We start from the raw sequence: 20,253 nt of genomic DNA on the forward strand, positions 1-20,253 counted from the left end.
GGGCGTAAAGGTACGCTGCTTCAACGTTTGACGAACAGTGCCTTGGGCAGGACGACGTGGACCCCTTTGTTGCGGTCGACCAGTTCGGTGATCTCGACGTCGCCGGCAACGCTGATCAGCATATAGGCGTCGTCGCGCGTCATGCCTTTTGCCGCGACGAGGAAGTCGATCATGTTGCGCAGCGCCTTGCGCGTCGCGTTGCTCAGATCGTCGTCGAACCCCATCGCGATATAGGCGGTCGGGGTTTCGGCGCGCGGGTAGGGCGTGGGGACGCGCTTGTGGAGGATGAACTCGAACGTGCCGGTCAGCGACGTCTCGAGCGCGGTGATGTCGACTTCGCCATTGCCCTGCGCGGCGTGCCCGTCGCCCGCCTGGAACAGCGCGCCGCGGACATGGACCGGCAGGAACAGCGTCGTCCCCGCGACCAAAGCCTTATCGTCCATGTTTCCGCCGTTGATCGTCGGCGGTGCGGAATCGTAGCGGCCGAAGGAGGGGGGCGGGGCGACCCCCATGCTGCCGAAGAAGGGCGCGAGCGGTACTTCGATGCCGGGGGCGAACTTGCCGACCATCCGCTTGAGGTCGAGCGGGACGATCTTCATCCGCGCATACGGGAAATCGTCGGTCAGGAACCCGGCACCATAACGGAACGCATTGTACGCATAAGGGATCGCCAGATCGATCTTGCGGATGCGGACTTCGAGCGTGTCGCCGGGCTCGGCCCCTTCGATCGCGATCGGCCCGGTGAGGATATGGCCACCCGGACCGCGCTTCGCGGGCGGCACGCCGTCGAACACCGCGCGCAAGGCCGGCTCGATGTCGGCGGGCGCAACCCCGGCCTTTTCGAGTCCCGTCGGGCTGTTGGTCAGCAGCGTGTGCATCACCACCGTATCGCCCGACTCGATCGTCAGCACCGGCGCGTCGGCGGCATCGTAATGCCCCCAGGCGACCGTCTGCGGGGTCGCCTTCAACTCATAGGTTTCGGCAGCAACGGGGGACGCCAGCGCGAGCGCGGCGAGCAGGAACAGGCGCATCGTCAGATCCTCAATAAGACAGCGCGCAGCCGTCGGCGCGCATTTCACTCGCCGCGGCATAGACGCGGGTGTCGCCGTCCATCCGGTGCTCGACGCATTCGTAGCGCCCGAAGCCACCGTCGGGCGCACCGATCTTCCAGCCCATGTCGGCGAGCCGCTGGCGGGTCGCGACTGGCACGCCGGTTTCGAGCCGGAGCAGCCCCGTGGGTCCGAGCCCGGGCGTATCCTCGCCCATCGATTGCGACGATCCCTCGTGATGCCAGCGCGGGGAATCGCCCGCCGACTGGATCTCGAGCCCGTAATCCACGCGGTTGACGATGATCTGCGTCTGCCCCTGCGGCTGCATGTCGCCGCCCATCACGCCGAAGCTCATCCACGGCGTGTTGCCGCGTGTTGCGAAGCCCGGGATGATCGTCTGGAACGGGCGCTTGCCCGGCGCATAGATGTTGGGGTGCCCGTCCTTGAGGCTGAACAACTGCCCGCGATCCTGGAACATGAAGCCGAGGCCATCCGCGACGAGCCCCGATCCCATCCCACGGAAGTTGGACTGGATCATCGACACCATCATGCCGTCCTTGTCCGCGCAGCTGAAATAGGTGGTGTCGCCGTGGCTCGGGGCCTGGCCCGGATAGACCGGGGTCAGCAGCCGGTCGGGCCGGATCAGCTTCGCGCGCTGCGCGGCATAGTCCTTCGAGATCAGCCACTCGACCGGCACCTTGGCGAAGTGCGGATCGGCATAATAGCGCGCACGGTCCTCATAGGCGAGGCGCTTGGCCTCGGCCTGCAAGTGGATCGACAGCGCGGACTGAAAGCCTGCGCCCTTCAGGTCGAACCGCTCGAGAATGTTGAGCATCTGGAGCGTCGCCAGCCCCTGCGTGTTTGCGCCAAGCGCGTGCACGGTGGTGCCGCGATAGTCGGTGGTGTTGGGCGCGATCCATTCCGAATGATGCGCGGCAAGGTCCGCCGCCGACAGCCAACCGCCGATCCGCTTGAAGTACCGCTCGATCTTCTGCGCGATGTCGCCCTGGTAGAAGGCATCGCGCCCGCCGCTCGCGATCGCGCGGTACGTGCGCGCAAGATCGGGGTTGCGGAACACGCCGCCCGCCGCGGGGCCCTTGCCGTCGGCGAGGCCATAAGTGCGCAGCGCGTTCTGCGATTCCTCCAGCCCGTTCCCCGGGCGACGGAATGCGGCCATGCTGCGGCGGATGTAATACGCAATGATGTCGGGCACCGGCGCGCCCGCCTCCGCGAGCGCGATCGCGGGCTGGAACAGCGCCGCCCACGGCAGCTTGCCGTAGCGCTGGTGCATCGTCCACCACGCATCGACCGTCCCCGGCACCGACACGCTGAGCGCGCCGAGCGGCGGCAACGCGCCGTTCTTCGCGCGCGACCGCACCGTCTCGAGGCTGAGGCTGCGGGGCGATGCGCCAGAGCCCGCGAGACCGACCACCGCCTTGCGCTTGGGGTCCCAGATCATCGCATAGGCATCCCCGCCGATCCCGCTCGACGTCGGTTCGAGGAAGCCGAGACACGCGTTGATCGCGATTGCCGCATCGACCGCGGAGCCGCCCGCTTTCAGGATGTCGATCCCCGCCTGCGTCGCGAGCGGATGCGCGGTCCCGGCCGCGCCGTTGAGGCCATAGACGGCAGTGCGCGCCGCGAAGCTCGCGCCGATCGGGCGGTCGCCGGCGTGGACGTCGGGGCGGAGGAAGCGTTCCTCGCCGGGCATCCAGACGGTGGGGTTGGGGTCGGTTGGCGGTGCGGCGCCCTGGCCGGGGCCGGGGGCTGGATCGGCGCTGGTCTTGCCGCTCTGTCCCCGTGCGACGCCCGGCAGCAGGACGGCGGCCGCGGGCAAGGACGCGATAAAGGTACGACGACGCATGATGATACTCCCCAGACGAACGCCGTTGTTGCCCGCACGTCGGCGCAGGGCAAGGGGGTGCACGACGCATTGAGCTCTGCGGCCGGTGTTGGCTTGCCGCTTTCCGTTCGGGCTGAGCGCAGTGGACGCCTTCGCCCCGGCGCTAGCCTTTGGGCAGCAGAGGCCCTTCGACTTCGCTCAGGGCGAACGGGGGAGGGGGGCATTGGTTTTTGAGCCTGAGACCGCACGACGTCGCGCGCGATGCTGCCGGTGTCCGCCCCCCACCCTCCGTTCGGGCTGAGCGCAGTCGAAGCCCTGTTTCTAGCGCAAGCCCTTCGACTTCGCTCAGGGTGAACGGCAGGGGCATGGGTTTTTGAGCCTGAGACTTTACGACCTAGCGCGATGCCACCGGTGTCGCCCCAGCACCCTCCGTTCGGGCTGAGCGAAGTCGAAGCCCGCGGCCAACGCTAGCCTCGTGACGCAAGACGAACGGGAGGGATTGTCCCGCTATCCGTCCCCGATCGCCGCCTTGATCGTGCCCGCCGACAGCGGCATCGCGCGGATCCGCTTGCCCGTCGCCAGCGCGACCGCATTGGCGAAGGCGGCGGCGGTCGGGCCCTGCGCGGCCTCGCCGGTGCCGAGGAAGGGCGCGCCGCGCCGGTCGAGCAGATGCACCTCGACCGCGCGGGGGACGTCGACGAAGCGTGCGATCGGATACTCGCTCCAGTCGAACGCGGTGCGGCGATGCGCGTCGAAGCCGACGGCTTCGTGCCGGGTCCAGCTCAGCGACTGGACGATCCCGCCCTCGATCTGGTTGCGGATTCCGCCCGGATTGACGACCTCGCCGCTGTCGACCGCCGCGACTGCGCGGTAGACCACCGCCTGGCCCGTTTCGGGTTCGATCTCGACGTCGAGCACGATCGCGCAATAGGCCCCGAGGTTCTTGTAGCGCGCGAACGCGACGCCTGCGCTCCGCCACGGCTGGCGGCGGTAGCGGGTCCAGCCGAACTTGTCGGCGGCGGTGCGGATCACCGCCTGCGCGCGCGGGTCGTCCATGTGCGCGAGCCGGAACGCCACCGGATCGCAGCGCGCGGTGGCGGCGAGTTCGTCGATGAAACATTCGATCGAGAAGACGTTCATGTGTGCGCCGAGGCCCCGCAGCGCCGACGTGCGTAGCGGCATGCCCGGAATGAAGTGATGCCGGACCACCGCATTGGGGAAGGCGTAGAGCGGCACCGCGTTGCGGTCGCCGCCGCCTTCTGGTTGCGGGATCGGCTTGGGCGGGGTTGCGGGGAAGGGCGGCACGACCTCTTGCCCTGCGAGGAAATCCCCCGCGGCGGAGGGGCGCATGTTGTGCGGGTTGCTCCACACCGCGTGGTTCCAGCGCACGATCCGGCCACGGGCGTCGAGCGCGCCCGACAGTTCGGTGACCATCGCGGGGCCTAGCGGTTCCCAGCCATGTTCCTGCTCGCGCATCCACTGCATCCGCACCGGCCGCCCCGGGACCGCGCGCGCCGCCAGCGCCGCGTCGGCGGCGACGTCGTCTGCGCCATTGTGACCGTAGCAGCCCGATCCCTCGCTATGGATGCAACGCACCTGCTCCACGGGCAGCGCGAGCAACTGCGCGAGCGCATTGCGCAGCGGATAGACGCCCTGGCTGTGCGTCCACACCGTCATCGCGCCGTTCTCGAACAGCGCGACCGCGCAGGACGGGCCGATCGCGCCGTGCATCAGGTACGGCCGGGTATAGCGCGCCGCGATCTCGCGGACCGGGACCGCCCCCGGTGCATCGTGGCGGTCGAGGATCGGGCGGTCCTGCGCGGGAAGACGCTGGATCGCGGTCGCGAGGTCGCCCTGCGGCAAGCGCGGGCGGGTCGGCTGCCAGCCGGCGCGGTTGATGACGTGGAGCGCCTGCACCACCGGCCATTCGCGCTCGGCGAGGATCGCGGTGAAATTGCCGTCGCGGACGACCTTTGCGATCCCCGGCAGCCGTGCGATCGCGGCGTGATCGACCGTGGCGAGCCGGGTGCCGTCGCTCGGTCCGCGCACGACGCGCGCGTGGAGCATGTGCGGGAGCTTGATGTCGTGGACATAGGCGGTGCCGCCGGTGAGCTTCGCGTGGATGTCGACGCGCGGCACGGTGCGGCCGATGAAGCGGCGGGCGGCGACCGGGCGGCGCGGCATGTCGGGCTCAGCATCGACCTGGAGGTCGAGGCTGGCGGCGAGATCGCCGTAGCCGACGCTCCGCCCGTCGGGCGCGCGCACGGTCCCGGCGTTGGTCGACAGCGTCGCTGGCGCGACGGTCCACCGCCGCGCGGCTTCGGCGAGCAGGCGGTGGCGGACGTTGGCGGCGGCGTTGAGGATCGCGGTGCCGCTGTCCTGCATCGAATGGCTGCCTGCGGTGATGCCCTCGTCGGGGGTGCGTGCGGTGTCGGCGGAGATCAGCGTCAGGCTGTTGTCGGCCAGGTCGAGCTCGTCCATCGCGAGCTGCATCAGCGCGGTCCGGATCCCCTGGCCGAGTTCTGCCTTGCCGGTGAAGACGACCACTTCGCCATCGGGCGCAATCCTGATCCATGCGTTGAGGCGTGGTTCGGTGGCGAGGCTGCCGGGAAGATCTGGACGGATCTTCTTGGGCCCCGCGCCCCCCTCGCCGCCGCCGGACAGGCCTTGCGCCTGCGCGACGCCCGACAGCGCGAAGAATACGACCAGCCCGCCGCCCGCGAGCATGTCGCGCCGGGTCGGCACGGTCACGCCACCCGCTCCGCCGGATCGACGACACCGCCGCCGCGCATCGCCGCAGCACGGCGGACCGCGCGCAGGATCCGCATGTGCGTGCCGCAGCGGCACAGCGACGGGCTCATCGCGGTGCGCATCTCGTCCTCGCTCGGAGTGACCGTGTGCCGGAGCAGCGCCTCAGCGCGCGCGATCATTCCGGGGATGCAATAGCCGCACTGCGCCGCCTGCTCCATTTCGAACGCGCGCTGGACGATGCCGGGCTTGTCGGGCGTGCCGAGCCCCTCGACCGTGGTGATCGCCCGCCCCGGCAGCGCCGCGATCGGGGTGATGCAGGAGAACACCGGCTGATCGTCCACCAGCACGGTACACGCGCCGCACTGGCCAAGCCCGCAGCCGAACTTTGCCGCGACCAGCCCGAGGTCGTCGCGCAAGACGTATAGCAGCGGCGTCGACGCGTCCGCATCGATGCGCTGCGTTCGCCCGTTGACCGACAGTTCGATCATGGCTTTCCTTCCTTGCGCGCGCGCGCGACTTCCTTTTCGAGATCGTCCCAGCGGACCGTCCCGTGGCGGGTCTGCAGATAAGCGACGAGTTGGGCCACCTGCGTGTCGCTCAGCGTGCCGGCGTAAGCGGGCATATACGGCCCCTGCGCGCCGACCGGCGGTGCCACGCCTTGCAGGATCGTCTGGATCATGTCGCGCGGCGTGTGTTCGTGGAATTGCGTGCCGAGCGGCAACACCGGACGACCCGCGACCACCATCGGCGCGCCGGGTTCGTGGCACATCGCGCAGGCACCCGCATAGAGCGCCGCGCCTTCGGGATGCGCCCTGATCGCCGCGTCCGCGCGGTCGGGCAGTGGTGGTTCACGGCGCGCGGCGGGGGCCCTGGCCATCAGGTCGGCATAATAGGTCGCGATCGCGCGGACGTCGGGACCGCGGACTTGCGCGAGGTTGTGCGCCACCGCACCCATCGGCCCCGCCGCCGCTGCATGCGTCGTGCTCAATCCGGTGCGCAGGTAGGTCTCCAGCCGGTCCGCGGTCCATGCGCGGATCGCGGGCGATGTCGCGTCGAGCGGCGGCGCATACCATCCGTCGACCCAACCGCCAGCATAGGGCTGGTCGGTTTTCTCGTTGCCGAGCACGCCGCGGGGGGAATGGCAGCCACCGCAATGCGCGATGCCGTCGCCGAGATACTTGCCGCGGTTCCACAAGGCGTCGTGGCCCGGATCGGTGGTGAAGCGCGCAGGGCGGAAGAACAGCAGTTTCCATCCCGCAAGCAACGGGCGGAACCCGAGCGGCGGGATCATGCGGTTGGCGGGGGGCTCCAGATGGACCGGACGGCGCGTCATCAGGAACGCGTACAGCCCGTGCAGATCGGCATCGGTCAGGCTGCTAAAATGGTCATAGGGGAAGGCCGGGTAGAGATGGCTGCCGTCGCGCGCGACGCCCTGCCGCATCGACCGCGCGAACGCAGGCTCGGACCAGCGGCCGATCCCGGTTACGGGATCGGGGGTGATGTTGGTGCCGTGCAGCGTGCCGAACGGCGTCGCGATCGGCACGCCGCCCGCAAACGGACGCCCGCCCTTGGCGGTGTGGCAACTCGTGCAATTGCCGATCCGCGCCAGTTCGGCCCCGCGCGCGATATCGGTTTCCGAAAATGCTCCGCGCGTCGGTGGCGCGATTTCGGCAATCGCGGGGCGATGCGCGAATATGAGGAATGCGACGAACAGCAGAACGACGACCGCCACGACGAGCAGCGCAACCCGTCGACCCGAAGCGAAGTGCCGTGTCATTCCCCGCCTGCCCGGACCGGTACGCGGCCCGATAGGCGCGAGCAGGGGAAGGGGAAAACTGGACGATGCCGCATCGCGCTATAACGCCACGTCGGCCCGGAAAGAGCCATACCGTTGTAAAACAAGCGTTTGGCCGTTCCGCCTTGGCTATTTGCCGCGGAGGGTCGTTCGCCACCGCTTGGCAGAGGGTGCAATGGCATGACGTCGCACCGACCTGCCGCGCTGTCTGAAATGCCGCAGGATCGACGGTTTTCCGGGGAAATGCGGTCGTATAACCAACGTAATTTGGCCGATGCAACGGGACCTTGCCGCGGTCCCGTTCCTGAGGCAATGGCGGGGCGATCGGCGGCCCGTGTTCGGGGACGCAGCGACGATCAGGGGCGGTGCAGTGCTGCCTTCAGCGTCGACGATCCGAGAGTATGATCCGTGCAACGACGACTTTTATCCGCCTCGTTCGGCGCTGTCTTCGCGATCCTTCCCGTGGAAGGCGCGCAGGCGCAGACGGTGCAGGAATTGCAAGCGCAGATCGACGAACTCAAGGCGACGATCGCCGAGATGAAGGCTGCGCAGAAGGGCAAGCCGTCACCCGGACCAACGCCGACACCGCCCGCAAGCGTCGCGGTTGCATCGGCGCCGACTGCGGCACCGACTGCGGTACCGGCCGCACCGCGTGTGGAGCAGCCGCCGGTCGCGGTCGCGGTCGCTGCGAAGCCCGCCAAGCCGCATTGGTACGACCGGATCGGGGTCCGCGGCTATACGCAGTTGCGCTTCAGCGAGATCATCAGCGGCGACCGGCGCGCGCCCGACGGGGTGTCGCGGTTGCGCTCGGTCGGGGATGGCGGAATCGGCGACGACACCAATTTCACTTTCCGCCGGATTCGCCTGATCCTGCAGGGTGACCTGAGCGACCGCGTATCCTTCTATTTCCAGCCCGATTTTGCCAACAGCGTCGCCAACCAGTCCGGGGGGGAGCGCCGCGAAGGGTTCGTCCAGCTCCGCGACGCCTATGTCGATACCTTCCTCGACCGCGACAAGCGGTTCCGGCTGCGTTTCGGCCAGTCGAAGGTGCCGTACGGGTGGGAGAACATGCAATCCTCATCCAACCGCCTGACGCTCGATCGCAGCGACGGCATCAACAGCGCGGTGCCGGGGGAGCGCGATATCGGCGTGATCGCTTATTACACCCCGCCGCAGGTCGAGCGGGTGTGGAAGCGGCTGGAGGATGACGGGCAGAAGCTGTTCGGCAATTACGGCGCGTTCGGCGTCGGCGTCTTCAACGGGCAGGGGATCAACCGGACCGAGACCAACGACGGCGTGATGACGGTCGCGATGGCGACCTGGCCGTTCGCGCTCGACGGGCTGGGCGGGGCGTTCGACGGGCAAGTGCTCGAACTGGGCGGTGCGGTGTTGCGCAACGGGATCCAGGCCGAGATCCGCAGCGGCGGGACGAGCGACATCGTCTATCGCGAGGAGCGCGGCGGGATCCACGCGATCCTCTACCCGCAACCGCTGGGCTTCCAGGCGGAATGGAACTGGGGGCGTGGCCCCGAATATGACGTGTCGCGCCAGGCGATCCGGTCGCTCCCGCTGAACGGCGGCTACGTCCAGACGATGGCGCGGGTGCGGCGGTCGCCGGTCGGGCCGTTCATGCCCTATGCGCGCTGGCAATATTATCGCGGCGGGTGGAAGGCACTGACCAACGCGCCCCGGCTCGAGACCAACGAAGTCGAATTCGGGGTCGAGTTCCAGCCCGTTTCCGCGCTCGAGCTAACGCTTGCCTATGCGCATATGGAGCGGCGCGAAGGGGACGAGCGGCGGATGGGACGCGCCGAAGGCGACGTGATCCGCACCCAGTTGCAGTGGAATTACTGAGCGAGGCCTGTTCCGCACTTCGCACGATGGCGTTCCTACCCGTTCGTTTGAAACGAACGGGTAGGCGGACGTCGGCGCGTTCTAGTGCAGCACCGGCGTAGTGGATGAGGCGGTGGCATAGAGCGCAAAGCACGCCGATGCGCCCGCCGCGACGGCGTCGTGCCATTCGGGCGACTGCCCGACGCCGCGCGCGTCGAGCGTGCGCAGGAACGCGCGCCATTCGCCCGGATCGTGTCGCGCGGACAGGAACGCCGCGGGTGCGCCGTCAAACACACGCTTGGCAAGCACGGCACCGCCCAGGCGTGATCCTTCCATCACGTAGAGCGCGCCCAACCGGGCCGCGACTGTGTCGCCGGGGTCGAACGCAAGCGGCAGCGGCGGGGCGAGGCCCAGACCGGCAAGGTCATCGAGCAGCAACCGCAACCGCGGCCGCCATTGCGGCAGCGTGGCGTCGCGCACCAGCACGCCCTCGACCGCCGCGGTCGCGCTGGCATGGGCCAGCAGGAACCGCGCGTAATCGTCGCGATCGGCAAGATCGAACCGGCTGAACGACGCATCGACCGTGTCGTGCGCCGCACGAGTCATGGTGCGCAAGCGGCTGGCGACGGGCAACGGTGTTTCGGGATCCTGCCGTGTTCCGGCGGTCATGCCTCCGCGTGTCCGAAATCGGACCGTTGATGCGCAGTCCCGGCGCGCCGCCGCAGCGCCGCCTGGACGCGACTGACCAGTTCCTCGCGACGATACGGCTTGCCGAGCACGTCGAGCGCCTCGGGCTGGGGACCGTTGATCGACATCTCGTCGTTGTACCCGGTGGTCATCAGGATCGGTACCTTGGGATTGCGCCCGCGGATCTCTTGCGCAAGCGCGAGTCCGTTCCGCGGTCCCGGCATCACCACGTCGGAGAATACCAGCGCCACGCCGCCCTGCTTTTCCAGCTCGTCGAACCGCCGCAGCCCTTCGTCCGCATCGTTCGCGACCGCGACCTTATAGCCAGCATCGCTCAGAATCTCTTCCGCGAGGAAGGCGATCGCCGCTTCGTCCTCGACCACCAGGATGACCGGGGGTTGCTCCTTGTCGACCTCCTCCGGGCGGAACCCCGTGGTATCGGGGGCAAGCGCCTGCACCGTGGCCTCGTCTTGCGCGATCGGGAAGAAGAAGCGGACGGTGGTGCCTTCACCCGCGTTGCTGGTGAGCGTCAGCACGCCGTCCGATTGCTGTGCGAACCCCTGCGCCATTGCAAGACCAAGGCCGGTTCCGGCCCCCTTGGGCTTGGTCGTGAAGAACGGTTCGACCGCCCGGTCGAGCACGTTTTGTGCCATGCCCGCGCCATTGTCCTCGATCTCGAGCAGGACATAGTTGCCAGCGTCGAGGCCGATGATCTCGTCCGTTGCGACCGGTTTCAGCGACGTCGTGATCGTGATGGTCCCGCCTGACTCGATCGCATCGCGCGCGTTGGTGACGACGTTGATCAGCGCGGTCTCGAAATGCACCGGGTCGACTTCGATGTTGGGAAGACGGCGGCGCAGATTGAGCTGGAGATCCACCCGCGACCCGACGGTCGATTCGAGGAGTTCGGCGATTTCGGACACCAGGCTCGATATCTCGACGGGACGCGGTTCAAGCCGGCTGCGGCGCGCGAACGACAGCAATTGCGCGGTCAGCTTGGTGCCGCGTTGTGCCGCCGTGAGCGCGGCTTCGTGATACCGTTTGAACGCGCGCTGGTCCTCGCGCTTCATCGCCATCAGTTCGAGGCTGCCGTTGACCACCTGCAGCAGGTTGTTGAAATCATGCGCGAGGCCTGCGGTCAGCTGGCCGATCGATTCCATCTTCTGGCTCTGGAACGCATTGGATTCGGCGTCCTTGCGACGGCTGACGTCGAGCTGGCTCGCGAAGAAGAACAGCAACTCGCCCGCGTCGTCGTACACCGGCCCCAGGAACACGCCGTTCCAGAAGGGCGAGCCGTCGCGGCGGTAGTTGAGGAGCTCGACACTGATCGCGCGGCGTTCCGCGATTGCTGTGCGCAGCTGCGCGACGACCGCGCGGTCGGTCTGCGACCCTTGCAGGAACCGGCAGTTGCGACCGAGCACCTGATCCTGATCGTAACCTGTCAGATCCAGGAATGCGTTGTTCGCGAACACGATCGGATTGTCGTCCTGGCGCGGATCGGTCAGGACCATCGGCATCCGCGTCATCTCGATCGCCGCGTAGAACACCCCGCCGCGCTGCTTGAGCGACGAGTCGGTGATCGTGCTCTGTTTCCAGTGGCGTTCGCCGGGGCGGCCGATCAGCGTATCGTCGGGCTGATCGAACGCACCATTCGACGGGATACCCTTGGCTTCCTCGGTGCTCATTGGAATGCGTCTTCCACGATGGCATCCGCGGGAGCGCGCGGCTGCGTGATTGGGGCGGTCAGCACGGTCCGAACCCCCGGCATGTTGTCCGAGACTTCGAGCGTACCGTTGAGGCGCCTAACCATCGAATCGAGCATGCGGGTCCCGAACCCCTTGCGCGTGCCGGTCTTGCCGCGGCCAGCGTCGGCGACGATCATCCGGAAGCGTGCGCGATGCTGTTCAAGATTGACGAAGATCGGCCCCGGCGCACCGCCGTAAGCGTATTTCTGCGCGTTGATGACGAGCTCGACCAGCACTAGCCCGACCTGTACCGCGTCATCCGCCGCGATCGTGATCGGTGCCAGATCCAACGCGAACTGGTTCGCCCATTCGTCCCCCATCGACCCCTTCAGGTCGACGATCAGATCGGTCAGGTAGCGCGACAGGTCGATCGACTGGACATTGTCGTCGGTGTACAGCCGCCGATGCACCAGCGCGACCGCGGACAGGCGGCGCTGCGCCTCGGTGAGGTGCCCCGTGAGTGCCGGATCGTCGCTCGCGCGGCCCTGCAGGGCGAGAAACGCCATCACCAGCTGCAGGCTGTTCTGAACGCGGTGGTTGACCTCCTTCAGCAAAGTCTCCTGCTGCGCGATGAGGCGATCCTTGTCGGCGACTGCAACGCTCAGGCTGTCGGCCAGATCGCGGATCCGGCGGTTCTGGCGTGCATCGTACAGCCGCACGGTCAGCCGGCGCGCGGCCTCGATCTCCGGCTGCGACCAGCGGCGGGCCTTGCCGTGCACGACCTGCGTCCAGGCTTCGAACGATGCGCGCGGCGTCAGCTTCTCGCCGGGTTGCAGGTTGACCGCCTTGTGCGGGTTGCCGGCCCATTCGACGACCTGCGTTTCTTCAGCACGGAACCACAGCAACATTGTCGGCGTCTGGAACGACAGGGTGATCGCCAGTACGCCGCTGCCATGCGCGCGATAGGCGGCTGCCGCCGGAAACTCGCTCGACAGGCTGTCGGTGTGGAACGGCTCGGTGCCCTTTTTCCGGACCCAGCCTGCGATCTCGCGGATCTGCGCATCGTCGGGGCACGCCCCGTTACAATAGGCGGTGGTGCCGTCGATGACCGCGAAGGCGTCGGCTTCGAACATCCGCCGCAGGTCCGCGCCCGCCGCCTTGAACAGTTGCGCCGGGTCGACGTCGCTGGCCAGGCGCGCGGCGATCACGTCCTCGTCGGCGCGGATCCGCAGGCGCTCGCGGTAATCGTCGGCCTGTTCCTTGGCGGTGATCTGGCGTGCGAGACCGCCCGCGACCAGCGCCGCGGAACGCCGCGTTGCCGCGCTGATATGGCGCGGCGTCATGTTGTGACAGGCGACCAGGCCCCACAACACCCCGTCCTTGACGATCGACACCGAGGCGGAGGCGGCGACCCCCATGTTCTTGAGATACTGGATGTGGATCGGCGAGACGCTGCGCAACTCGCTGTTGCTCATGTCGATCCCCGCTTCGCTCGCCGGGCGGATCGGATCGGGCTGATAATAGACGTCGGGGATCACGCGGACGCGGTTGCGCAGATACAGCGCGCGCGCTTGCTGCGGGATGTCGGACGCCGGGAAATGATGGTTGAGGTAGCTGTCGAGGTTGTCGGCGGCATCCTCGGCAATGACGACGCCCGAATCGTCGTCGAGAAACCGGTAGATCATCACGCGGTCGTAGCCGATCAGCGTGCGGAAGCTCTTGGCGGCGCGTTCGCACAGGTCGATCAAGCCGCCCGACCGCTCGAAGCTGACCCCGACATCGTCGATCCAGCTCAGGACGTCGGTCGCACGCTGCGTCTCGGACGGCTCGAGTTCGATCAGCCAGCGATCCCCGTCGCGGTGCGCGGTGCCGTCCCACCCGGGCGTATCGATCCGGCTGAGCACGCACATCGGCCGTACCGCACCGGCAAGCAACGCGGCCGCTTCCGCGCCGAGCAACGTGGTGACCGTCTGTCCGAGCCAGTCCGCCCCGAACGTCGGTTCGAGCCGGCGGCCGGCCCCGCCAATCACCCGCTGATCGTCCGCCGCGACGATCAGCAGCAGGCCATGTGGCTGGATACTACCGGGAATATGGATCGGCTCGCGATCACATTCGGTGATGTCCGTTCCGAACTGAACGGCAGGAAGCGATATACTCATCGCGGCAAAGCCATAAAGCCAAACAGTAGAACGGCCAAGCGCGGTCTTTTAAGACTTTCGGGCGGCGCTCCCGATCACAATCGATGGGTTTCTGGCGGGCGGTTTTATCGCCGGGGTGTTTCAGCCGGATACGATGGCCGGGACGCTGCGCCGGTAACGCATCGCGCCGCCGATTGCCCCCAGTCCGAACACCATCATCGTCCAGGTGGCTGGTTCCGGCAGGGGGTCTGCCACGACGAACGTGACCGAGGTGAAGAATTTGGTGACGGGGATCGAGAATTCGGTGAATTCTCCGGTCGGGACGTGGGCAAAGAAAAAGCCGTGGTTGAAGGTCGCGTTCAGTGCCGAGAGGCTGCCGGTGAAGCTCCCCGCCGGGCCGCTCAACAGGGGCGACGTCACGAACGTATTGGCTGCGGTATCGTACCCGAAATAGACATATTCGGTCAGCGCCTGAATGTCCGCGAGCCGATAGGTGACCCCACTGATCGACAGGTCAAACGCGGTAAGGTCGCCATAATTCAGGACGCCGGCGGCACCGGTGGCATAGCTGAAGCTGCCGGCCGCAACGCTGTCGCTTCCGTTCAGATAGGCGAAGTCCACGGTGGTCGCGACAGCGGGCGTGGTCAGGAAGGTGGTCGCGGCGATGGCTGCGGCCCATGCTTTGCGTACAGTCGACATGAAGATCTCCGTTGTTGCGAAGTCGACGAGAGACGCAACACCAGGGTCGACGCAATATCGCAAGCACGGACCGTACCAACCGTGACTATGAAGGACTTAGGTCTACCGTCTGCCCGATTGTGTAAACCGAGCCGACAGAGCGTGTCCGCAATCACCCCGGCCGCCGCATCTTGAACAGCGCGTCCGCGGCGATCTCGAAATAGTCCGCGGGACCGCCGCCGCGGAGAATGGGGTGCGCCGCCGCGGTCTGATAGGCACCGTCCGCGATCAGGTCCGGCGCGATGTGGATGCCGACGACTTCGCCCAGGATCATCCACTGGTCGAGCGCGCTGCCGTCCTTGGTCTCGAGCCGCAGTGTCTGGGTGTGGCGGCATTCGAACGCGACCGGGCTGGCGGCGACGCGCGGTGGCTTGACCAGTCGCGACGGAAGGGTGTCGATGCCGGCAAGGTCAAATTCGTCCACCTCTTTGCCAACCGTCGCTGCGCTGCGGTTCATCACGTCGCCCAGGTCGCGCGTGACGAGGTTCCACACGAATTCGCCGGTCGCGGCGATGTTGGCGGCGCTGTCCTTCCATCCCATCGACGAGAAGCCGATGATCGGCGGGCGATAGTTGAACAGGTTGAAGAAGCTGTACGGCGCGAGGTTGCGGGTGCCGTCCTCGGCGAGCGTGCTGATCCAGCCGATCGGACGCGGCGCAATGATCGCGTTGAGCGGATCATGGTCGAGTCCGGGAACGCTCGCGTGACCATCGCGTGGTTCGTAAAAATGCTGGTCCGACATGGAGTTGTTCCTCAAGGCTTGGATTGCAGTGGGCGAACGGCGTAAGGGACGCTAACGATGGATCACCCCCGGCGACGGCACGAACAGGCACCCGCATGACCGACGCAACCCGCTCTTCCGATACACTGCGACCGGCGGCGGACACGCCGATCTACCGGCACCGGCTGACAACGCGGATCTGGCACTGGGTGTCCGCGATCACGATCTTCATCATGATCGGCAGCGGGCTGACCATCCTCAACGCGCATCCGCATCTCTACTGGGGGCAGTTCGGCGCGAATAACGATCATGCCTGGCTCCACACGTGGCGGGCACCGTCGTGGCTGACGATCCCGGCCGGGTATAACCTAGCGGTCGCGCGGCGCTGGCATCTTCTGTTCGCGCTGGTGCTCGGGTTCGGGCTGCTGTTCTACATGGTATCGAGCCTGATCAACCGGCACTTCCAGCGCGACTTTCGGATCCGCGGGCGCGAACTGTCGGCGACGCACCTCTGGTATGATGCGCAGGAACACGCCGCGCTCCGATTCCATGATCCGGATCAGCCGAACGCGCGCAATATCTTCCAGAAGCTCGCCTATGTGCTGACGATCTTCGCGCTGCTGCCCGCGATCATCGTGTCGGGGCTCGCGCTGTCGCCGGGAATGAACGCCGCGTGGCCGTGGTTGCTCGATCTGATGGGCGGGCGGGCGTCGGCGCGCTCGGTGCACTTCATCGCGATGCTGGGCATCGTCCTGTTCATCATCGTCCACCTCGCGCTCGTCATTCTGGCGGGTGCGTGGCCCGAGACGCGGTCGATGATCACCGGCTGGTGGCGCATCCCCGGCCATGACCGACGCGGCGACAAATGCGAGGACGCGGCATGAGCACCCTGATCACACGTCGGTCATTGGTCACCAGCGCGGCGCTCGGCGCGGGCGCGTTGCTCGCCGGATGCGACCGCGTCGCGGAGATCCCGGCGGCACGGAAGATCCTGTTCTCGGGCGAGAAGCTCAACATGGGGCTGCAGCGTGCGCTGTCGAACCGGCATAGCCTCGCGCCCGAATACCGCGCGGACCAAATGTCGCCGTTCTTCCGCACCAATGGCACGCGCAACCCCAATACGCCCGATTACAACGCGATGGTCGCGGACAAGTTCGCGAGCTGGCGGCTCAAGGTCGGCGGGCTGGTCGCGCGGCCGCTCGCGATCTCGCATCAGCAATTGATGGCGATGCCTGCGCGCACCCAGATCACGCGGCACGACTGCGTCGAGGGATGGAGCGCGATTGGCAAGTGGCACGGGCCGATGCTGGGCAGCGTGCTCAAGGCGGCGGGTGTGCGCGATGCGGCACGCTATATCGTGTTCACCTGCGCCGACCTGTATTCCGGGCATAATTACTACGAGTCGATCGACCTGATCGACGCCTTCCACCCGCAGACGATTCTGGCGTGGGCGATGAACGACCGGCTGCTCGACGTCGGACACGGCGCGCCGGTGCGGCTCCGGCTGGAACGCCAGCTCGGCTACAAGCACGCCAAATATGTCATGGGGATCGATGCGGTCGCCTCGCTGGCCGGGATCGGGCTCGGCAAGGGCGGTTATTGGGAAGATAATGTCGATTACGATTGGTATGCCGGCATCTGAGGCGTTAGTGGGCCGTACATGGCTCTTATCGACTTGTTTCTCGCCAAGCGCGTAAAGCGCGGCACCCTTACCGTACATCACGCAGACGGAAAGACCGTTCGCTTCGGCACCGCCGATCCGCGCTTTCCCGACGTGACGATCCGTTTCACCGACACCAGCGCCGCGAACGGGATCCTGCGCGATCCCGGGCTCGGCGCGGCCGAGGCGTATATGGATGGCCGCATGGTCATCGAACAGGGCGACATCCGCGATCTCGTCCGGCTGCTCACCGCGAACGACCCGTGGGAAGCGGGCGCGAACGGCCTGGCGGCGTCGCCGCTGCGGCGCGCGATCCAGGCGGTCACGCATCGCATCGGGCGGGTCAACATGGCGCGCCGCTCCAAGCGCAACGTCGCGCACCATTACGACCTGTCGGACCGGCTGTACGACCTTTTCCTCGATTCCGACCGGCAATATAGCTGCGCTTACTACGCCAGCCCCGGCAACACGCTGGAACAGGCGCAAAGCGACAAGAAGGCGCATATCGCGGCCAAGCTCGCGCTCGAACCCGGGATGACGGTGCTCGACATCGGCTGCGGCTGGGGCGGGATGGCGCTGTATCTGCATCAGCATACCGGCGCGGACGTGCTGGGGATCACGCTGTCCGAGGAGCAGTTGAAGGTCGCACGGCGGCGCGCGCAGGAGGCGGGGGTCGCGGACCGAGTCAAGTTCGAGCTGATCGACTATCGCCACCTGACCGGCTCGTTCGACCGGATCGTCTCGGTTGGCATGTTCGAACATGTCGGCCCGGCGCATTACAAGACCTTCTTCCGCAAGTGCCGCGACCTGCTGACCGAGGACGGTGTGATGCTGCTCCACACGATCGGACGCGCTGGCGGTCCCGGCGTTACCGACAAGTGGACGACCAAGTACATCTTCCCGGGCGGTTATAACCCCGCGCTGTCGGAGATCATCTCGGCGAACGAGGGGCTGCGCTTCATGGTCACCGACGTGGAGGTGCTGCGGCTGCATTACGGGTACACGCTCGATGACTGGTACGACCGCACCGTTGCCGCGCGCGAGCAGATCATCGCCTTGTATGACGAGCGTTTCTTCCGGATGTGGCAATTCTATCTGGCGGGCGCGAGCGCGGCGTTCCACTTCGGCGGGCTGGTCAATTACCAGGTCCAGTTCGCGCGCAACCGCCACGTCCTGCCGATCACGCGCGATTACATGATCGAGACCGAGCGCGCTTTTCGCGGCTAGCGGTGTTCAGCCCCGGTATCAGCCCCGATGCAGTTCGGCGAGCAGCGCCGGGGCAGGATAGACGGTTTGCAACGCCGCCTCGATCGCTGCGGTCGAGACGGCGACCGAGCGATTGACGCTGGCATCATAGCCGAACGTTCCGCCGAGGCTCTGCAGATTGCCGTCGAAGATCGCGCCGATAACCGATCCGTCGTGCGCGACCACGGGCGATCCAGAATTGCCGCCGGTGATGTCGTTGGTCGTGGCGAAGTCGAGGGTCGTCGCAGGCGAGAGGCTCGATCGCGCGCGGTCGATTGCGGCGGCGAGCTGGAACGGATCCTGGCCGGTGGCGCGATCGAACAATCCGGCGAAACGGGTCGTGGGGGGGACCGGTTGTCCGCGCTCGACCCATCCGGCGACCTTTCCGTAGGAAATACGCAGCGTGAAGGTCGCGTCCGGGTAGAGATCGGTGCCGTATGCTGCGAATCGTACCGCCGTCAGACGCGCCTGCGCGGCACTGATCGGCGCGTCGACTTCGGCGATGTAGCGCTCCCGCACTGCGCGGGCGGTCGCGTCATTGGCGAGGACGAGCCGGATCAACGGATCGTCCGACGCGCGGATCGCCGCCATGCCACCGGTAAACAGCGCCTGGCGCACTGCGGGATCGGCGAGCTTCGTTCCCGCGACAAGGGTGGCAGCAAGACGCTCGGGGGAGTCCCGCCCGAGCAGGCGCTTCACCGCAGGACTGTCCGCGCCCAGATATTCGCGGGTCTTGGACAGCCAGAATTCGAGTTGCAGCTGCTCTAGCCAGGGGTAGACCGGCACTGCGTCGAGCAGCTGTTTTTCGGTCAACGGCAGCGATGCCTGCGTATAGCCCGGCAGTCGCTCCGCATCCGGCTTGTCACGCTCGGCCGCGGCGCGAACAAGCGTCTTGGCATATCCGTATAGCGTGGATTGAAAACCGCTGTTCTGCTCCAGGACGAAGCGATCGTAGAAGATGTCGCGATAGACCCGATCGGCCTTGGCAATGACCTGCCAGGGATCGTCGCCGGCGCCGCGGCCAAGTCGCGCCGTCTTGCTCGATCGAAGCTGCGCCTCTTGCGCGTCGAGCATGGTGGCGAAGGTTTCGTCGTTGAGACTCTGCAACTCTCCCCGCAGCGCCTTGTAACTGTTCTCTATGGATGCGAGCTCCTCGAACCCTTCGCGAAAGCGCTCCGCATTCTGCGCGCGCGCCGTGATCAAACGGCCGCGATATTCCGAGAGGAATGACACCACGAATGGCAAGACCAGGCTGCGCTGCACGTTGCGTTGATCGGCGGTGATCAACCGCAGGGTGCGGCCGGGGTTGCCGATCACGAAGGTCGGCTCGTCCGGCTGTGGCGCGCGGGCATTCCACGGCAGATGCTGCGACGTGGCGATAGGCTTGCCGTTTTCATAAGCGCGCAGGAAGGCCGCATCGATATTGTAGCGCGGGAAGCTGAAATTGTCGGGATCGCCCCCGAATGCCGCAGCGGCGAGTTCGGGTGCCCAGACCAGCCGGACGTCGCTGTATGTGCGATAGCGGTAGAGGGTATAGCGTCCGCCGCCAAACAGGGTGACGACCTCGCAGCTGGTGGTTTCGCGGTCGGTGCAGATGCTGGCTTCGATCGTTGCGATCGTTCCGTTGCGGGCTGCTATCAATGCCGCCCCGGTCGTTCGCCCGATCGCTGCGCGGACGCGCGCGGTCACGTCACTGATCGCGGTGACCACCTCGGCCTGCTGGCCGGCGCATTGGAGTTCCTTTGCGCGGTCGCGTGCGACGAAGCCATTGGTGATGTAGTCCGTCTCCGCGCTCGATTGCTCCTGCACGCACGCCTGGACGCAATGGTGGTTGGTCAGCATCAACCCGTCGCGCGACACGAAGGAGGCGGAACATCCTCCGGTCAACCGGACCGCGGATGCCTGGACCCGGTCGAGCCAGGGTTGATCGGGTGCCCAGCCGTAGGCGGCTTTGACCTTGGCCGTGGGAAACGCATCGAACGTCCACATGCCTTCGTCGGCGCGCGCCGCACCGGAGGCTGCGACCATGACAACGAACGCGGCAACGCCGCCGGTTGCACGAAAATGCATGTCTGAAAGGCCCCCCGACCGAAGAAACGACAGCGTGC

General features: G+C 66.8%; 15 protein-coding genes. 4 read left to right on the forward strand and 11 right to left on the reverse strand.

Annotated features, from left to right (window positions below; all coding sequences use genetic code 11):
* Positions 1 to 20: 20 nt before the first annotated feature.
* From ABIC17_RS17255 to ABIC17_RS17275, 5 genes are all read right to left on the reverse strand, one after another.
* Entirely contained in the window at positions 21 to 1,031 is a 1,011-nt protein-coding gene (locus ABIC17_RS17255; protein ID WP_354283921.1) for an acetamidase/formamidase family protein, read from the reverse strand.
* Positions 1,032 to 1,041: 10 nt separating this feature from the next.
* Entirely contained in the window at positions 1,042 to 2,913 is a 1,872-nt protein-coding gene (locus ABIC17_RS17260; protein WP_354283923.1) for a gamma-glutamyltransferase family protein, read from the reverse strand.
* A 486-nt stretch (positions 2,914 to 3,399) separates the two neighbouring features.
* Complete coding sequence (locus tag ABIC17_RS17265; protein WP_354283925.1) at positions 3,400 to 5,643, reverse strand: molybdopterin cofactor-binding domain-containing protein; 2,244 nt, start codon at positions 5,641 to 5,643, stop codon at positions 3,400 to 3,402.
* Positions 5,640 to 6,131, reverse strand: coding sequence for a (2Fe-2S)-binding protein (locus tag ABIC17_RS17270; RefSeq protein ID WP_354283927.1), 492 nt, complete (start codon positions 6,129 to 6,131; stop codon positions 5,640 to 5,642). Before ABIC17_RS17270 ends, ABIC17_RS17265 begins: the two co-directional genes overlap by 4 nt.
* On the reverse strand, positions 6,128 to 7,420 hold the full coding sequence (locus ABIC17_RS17275; RefSeq protein ID WP_354283929.1) for a c-type cytochrome: 1,293 nt from the start codon (positions 7,418 to 7,420) through the stop codon (positions 6,128 to 6,130). The genes ABIC17_RS17270 and ABIC17_RS17275 overlap by 4 nt, the downstream gene beginning before the upstream one ends.
* A gap of 426 nt (positions 7,421 to 7,846) precedes the next feature.
* Here ABIC17_RS17275 and ABIC17_RS17280 point away from each other — a divergent pair, with 426 nt between their 5' ends.
* On the forward strand, positions 7,847 to 9,292 hold the full coding sequence (locus tag ABIC17_RS17280; RefSeq protein ID WP_354283931.1) for a porin: 1,446 nt from the start codon (positions 7,847 to 7,849) through the stop codon (positions 9,290 to 9,292).
* Between the two features lie 81 nt (positions 9,293 to 9,373).
* Here ABIC17_RS17280 and ABIC17_RS17285 read toward each other — a convergent pair whose 3' ends face one another.
* From ABIC17_RS17285 to ABIC17_RS17305, 5 genes are all read right to left on the reverse strand, one after another.
* Positions 9,374 to 9,940: a biliverdin-producing heme oxygenase gene (locus tag ABIC17_RS17285; RefSeq protein ID WP_354283933.1), complete on the reverse strand. Its 567-nt coding sequence runs from the start codon at positions 9,938 to 9,940 to the stop codon at positions 9,374 to 9,376.
* Complete coding sequence (locus tag ABIC17_RS17290; RefSeq protein ID WP_354283935.1) at positions 9,937 to 11,643, reverse strand: ATP-binding protein; 1,707 nt, start codon at positions 11,641 to 11,643, stop codon at positions 9,937 to 9,939. The genes ABIC17_RS17285 and ABIC17_RS17290 overlap by 4 nt, the downstream gene beginning before the upstream one ends.
* Positions 11,640 to 13,802, reverse strand: a complete 2,163-nt coding sequence (locus tag ABIC17_RS17295; RefSeq protein WP_354283937.1) for a histidine kinase dimerization/phosphoacceptor domain -containing protein — start codon at positions 13,800 to 13,802, stop codon at positions 11,640 to 11,642. The genes ABIC17_RS17290 and ABIC17_RS17295 overlap by 4 nt, the downstream gene beginning before the upstream one ends.
* A 120-nt stretch (positions 13,803 to 13,922) precedes the next feature.
* Positions 13,923 to 14,480, reverse strand: coding sequence for a PEPxxWA-CTERM sorting domain-containing protein (locus ABIC17_RS17300; protein WP_354283939.1), 558 nt, complete (start codon positions 14,478 to 14,480; stop codon positions 13,923 to 13,925).
* Between the two features lie 151 nt (positions 14,481 to 14,631).
* Positions 14,632 to 15,261, reverse strand: a complete 630-nt coding sequence (locus tag ABIC17_RS17305; protein WP_354283941.1) for a flavin reductase family protein — start codon at positions 15,259 to 15,261, stop codon at positions 14,632 to 14,634.
* A 95-nt stretch (positions 15,262 to 15,356) separates the two neighbouring features.
* Here ABIC17_RS17305 and ABIC17_RS17310 point away from each other — a divergent pair, with 95 nt between their 5' ends.
* The 3 genes from ABIC17_RS17310 to ABIC17_RS17320 are packed head-to-tail and all read left to right on the forward strand — an operon-like array spanning position 15,357 to position 18,127.
* Complete coding sequence (locus tag ABIC17_RS17310; RefSeq protein ID WP_354283943.1) at positions 15,357 to 16,124, forward strand: cytochrome b/b6 domain-containing protein; 768 nt, start codon at positions 15,357 to 15,359, stop codon at positions 16,122 to 16,124.
* Positions 16,121 to 16,882, forward strand: a complete 762-nt coding sequence (locus ABIC17_RS17315; protein WP_354283945.1) for a molybdopterin-dependent oxidoreductase — start codon at positions 16,121 to 16,123, stop codon at positions 16,880 to 16,882. Before ABIC17_RS17310 ends, ABIC17_RS17315 begins: the two co-directional genes overlap by 4 nt.
* Positions 16,883 to 16,900: 18 nt before the next feature.
* Positions 16,901 to 18,127, forward strand: coding sequence for an SAM-dependent methyltransferase (locus ABIC17_RS17320; protein WP_354283947.1), 1,227 nt, complete (start codon positions 16,901 to 16,903; stop codon positions 18,125 to 18,127).
* 18 nt (positions 18,128 to 18,145) lie between these two features.
* Here ABIC17_RS17320 and ABIC17_RS17325 read toward each other — a convergent pair whose 3' ends face one another.
* A complete protein-coding gene (locus ABIC17_RS17325) occupies positions 18,146 to 20,215 on the reverse strand; it encodes a S46 family peptidase (RefSeq protein WP_354283949.1) in 2,070 nt (689 codons plus the stop codon).
* Positions 20,216 to 20,253: the final 38 nt, after the last annotated feature.

It is taken from the genome of Sphingomonas sp. PvP056 (assembly GCF_040549155.1).
Lineage (GTDB): Bacteria > Pseudomonadota > Alphaproteobacteria > Sphingomonadales > Sphingomonadaceae > Sphingomonas.

Excerpts from the sequence above, each read along its gene's own strand:
- ABIC17_RS17255 (WP_354283921.1), bottom strand. The coding sequence starts at position 1,031 with ATGCGCCTGTTCCTGCTCGCCGCGCTCGCGCTGGCGTCCCCCGTTGCT.
- ABIC17_RS17260 (WP_354283923.1), bottom strand. The coding sequence starts at position 2,913 with ATGCGTCGTCGTACCTTTATCGCGTCCTTGCCCGCGGCCGCCGTCCTG.
- ABIC17_RS17270 (WP_354283927.1), bottom strand. The coding sequence starts at position 6,131 with ATGATCGAACTGTCGGTCAACGGGCGAACGCAGCGCATCGATGCGGAC.
- ABIC17_RS17275 (WP_354283929.1), bottom strand. The coding sequence starts at position 7,420 with ATGACACGGCACTTCGCTTCGGGTCGACGGGTTGCGCTGCTCGTCGTG.
- ABIC17_RS17285 (WP_354283933.1), bottom strand. The coding sequence starts at position 9,940 with ATGACCGCCGGAACACGGCAGGATCCCGAAACACCGTTGCCCGTCGCC.
- ABIC17_RS17290 (WP_354283935.1), bottom strand. The coding sequence starts at position 11,643 with ATGAGCACCGAGGAAGCCAAGGGTATCCCGTCGAATGGTGCGTTCGAT.
- ABIC17_RS17295 (WP_354283937.1), bottom strand. The coding sequence starts at position 13,802 with ATGAGTATATCGCTTCCTGCCGTTCAGTTCGGAACGGACATCACCGAA.
- ABIC17_RS17300 (WP_354283939.1), bottom strand. The coding sequence starts at position 14,480 with ATGTCGACTGTACGCAAAGCATGGGCCGCAGCCATCGCCGCGACCACC.
- ABIC17_RS17305 (WP_354283941.1), bottom strand. The coding sequence starts at position 15,261 with ATGTCGGACCAGCATTTTTACGAACCACGCGATGGTCACGCGAGCGTT.
- ABIC17_RS17310 (WP_354283943.1), top strand. The coding sequence starts at position 15,357 with ATGACCGACGCAACCCGCTCTTCCGATACACTGCGACCGGCGGCGGAC.
- ABIC17_RS17315 (WP_354283945.1), top strand. The coding sequence starts at position 16,121 with ATGAGCACCCTGATCACACGTCGGTCATTGGTCACCAGCGCGGCGCTC.
- ABIC17_RS17320 (WP_354283947.1), top strand. The coding sequence starts at position 16,901 with ATGGCTCTTATCGACTTGTTTCTCGCCAAGCGCGTAAAGCGCGGCACC.
- ABIC17_RS17325 (WP_354283949.1), bottom strand. The coding sequence starts at position 20,215 with ATGCATTTTCGTGCAACCGGCGGCGTTGCCGCGTTCGTTGTCATGGTC.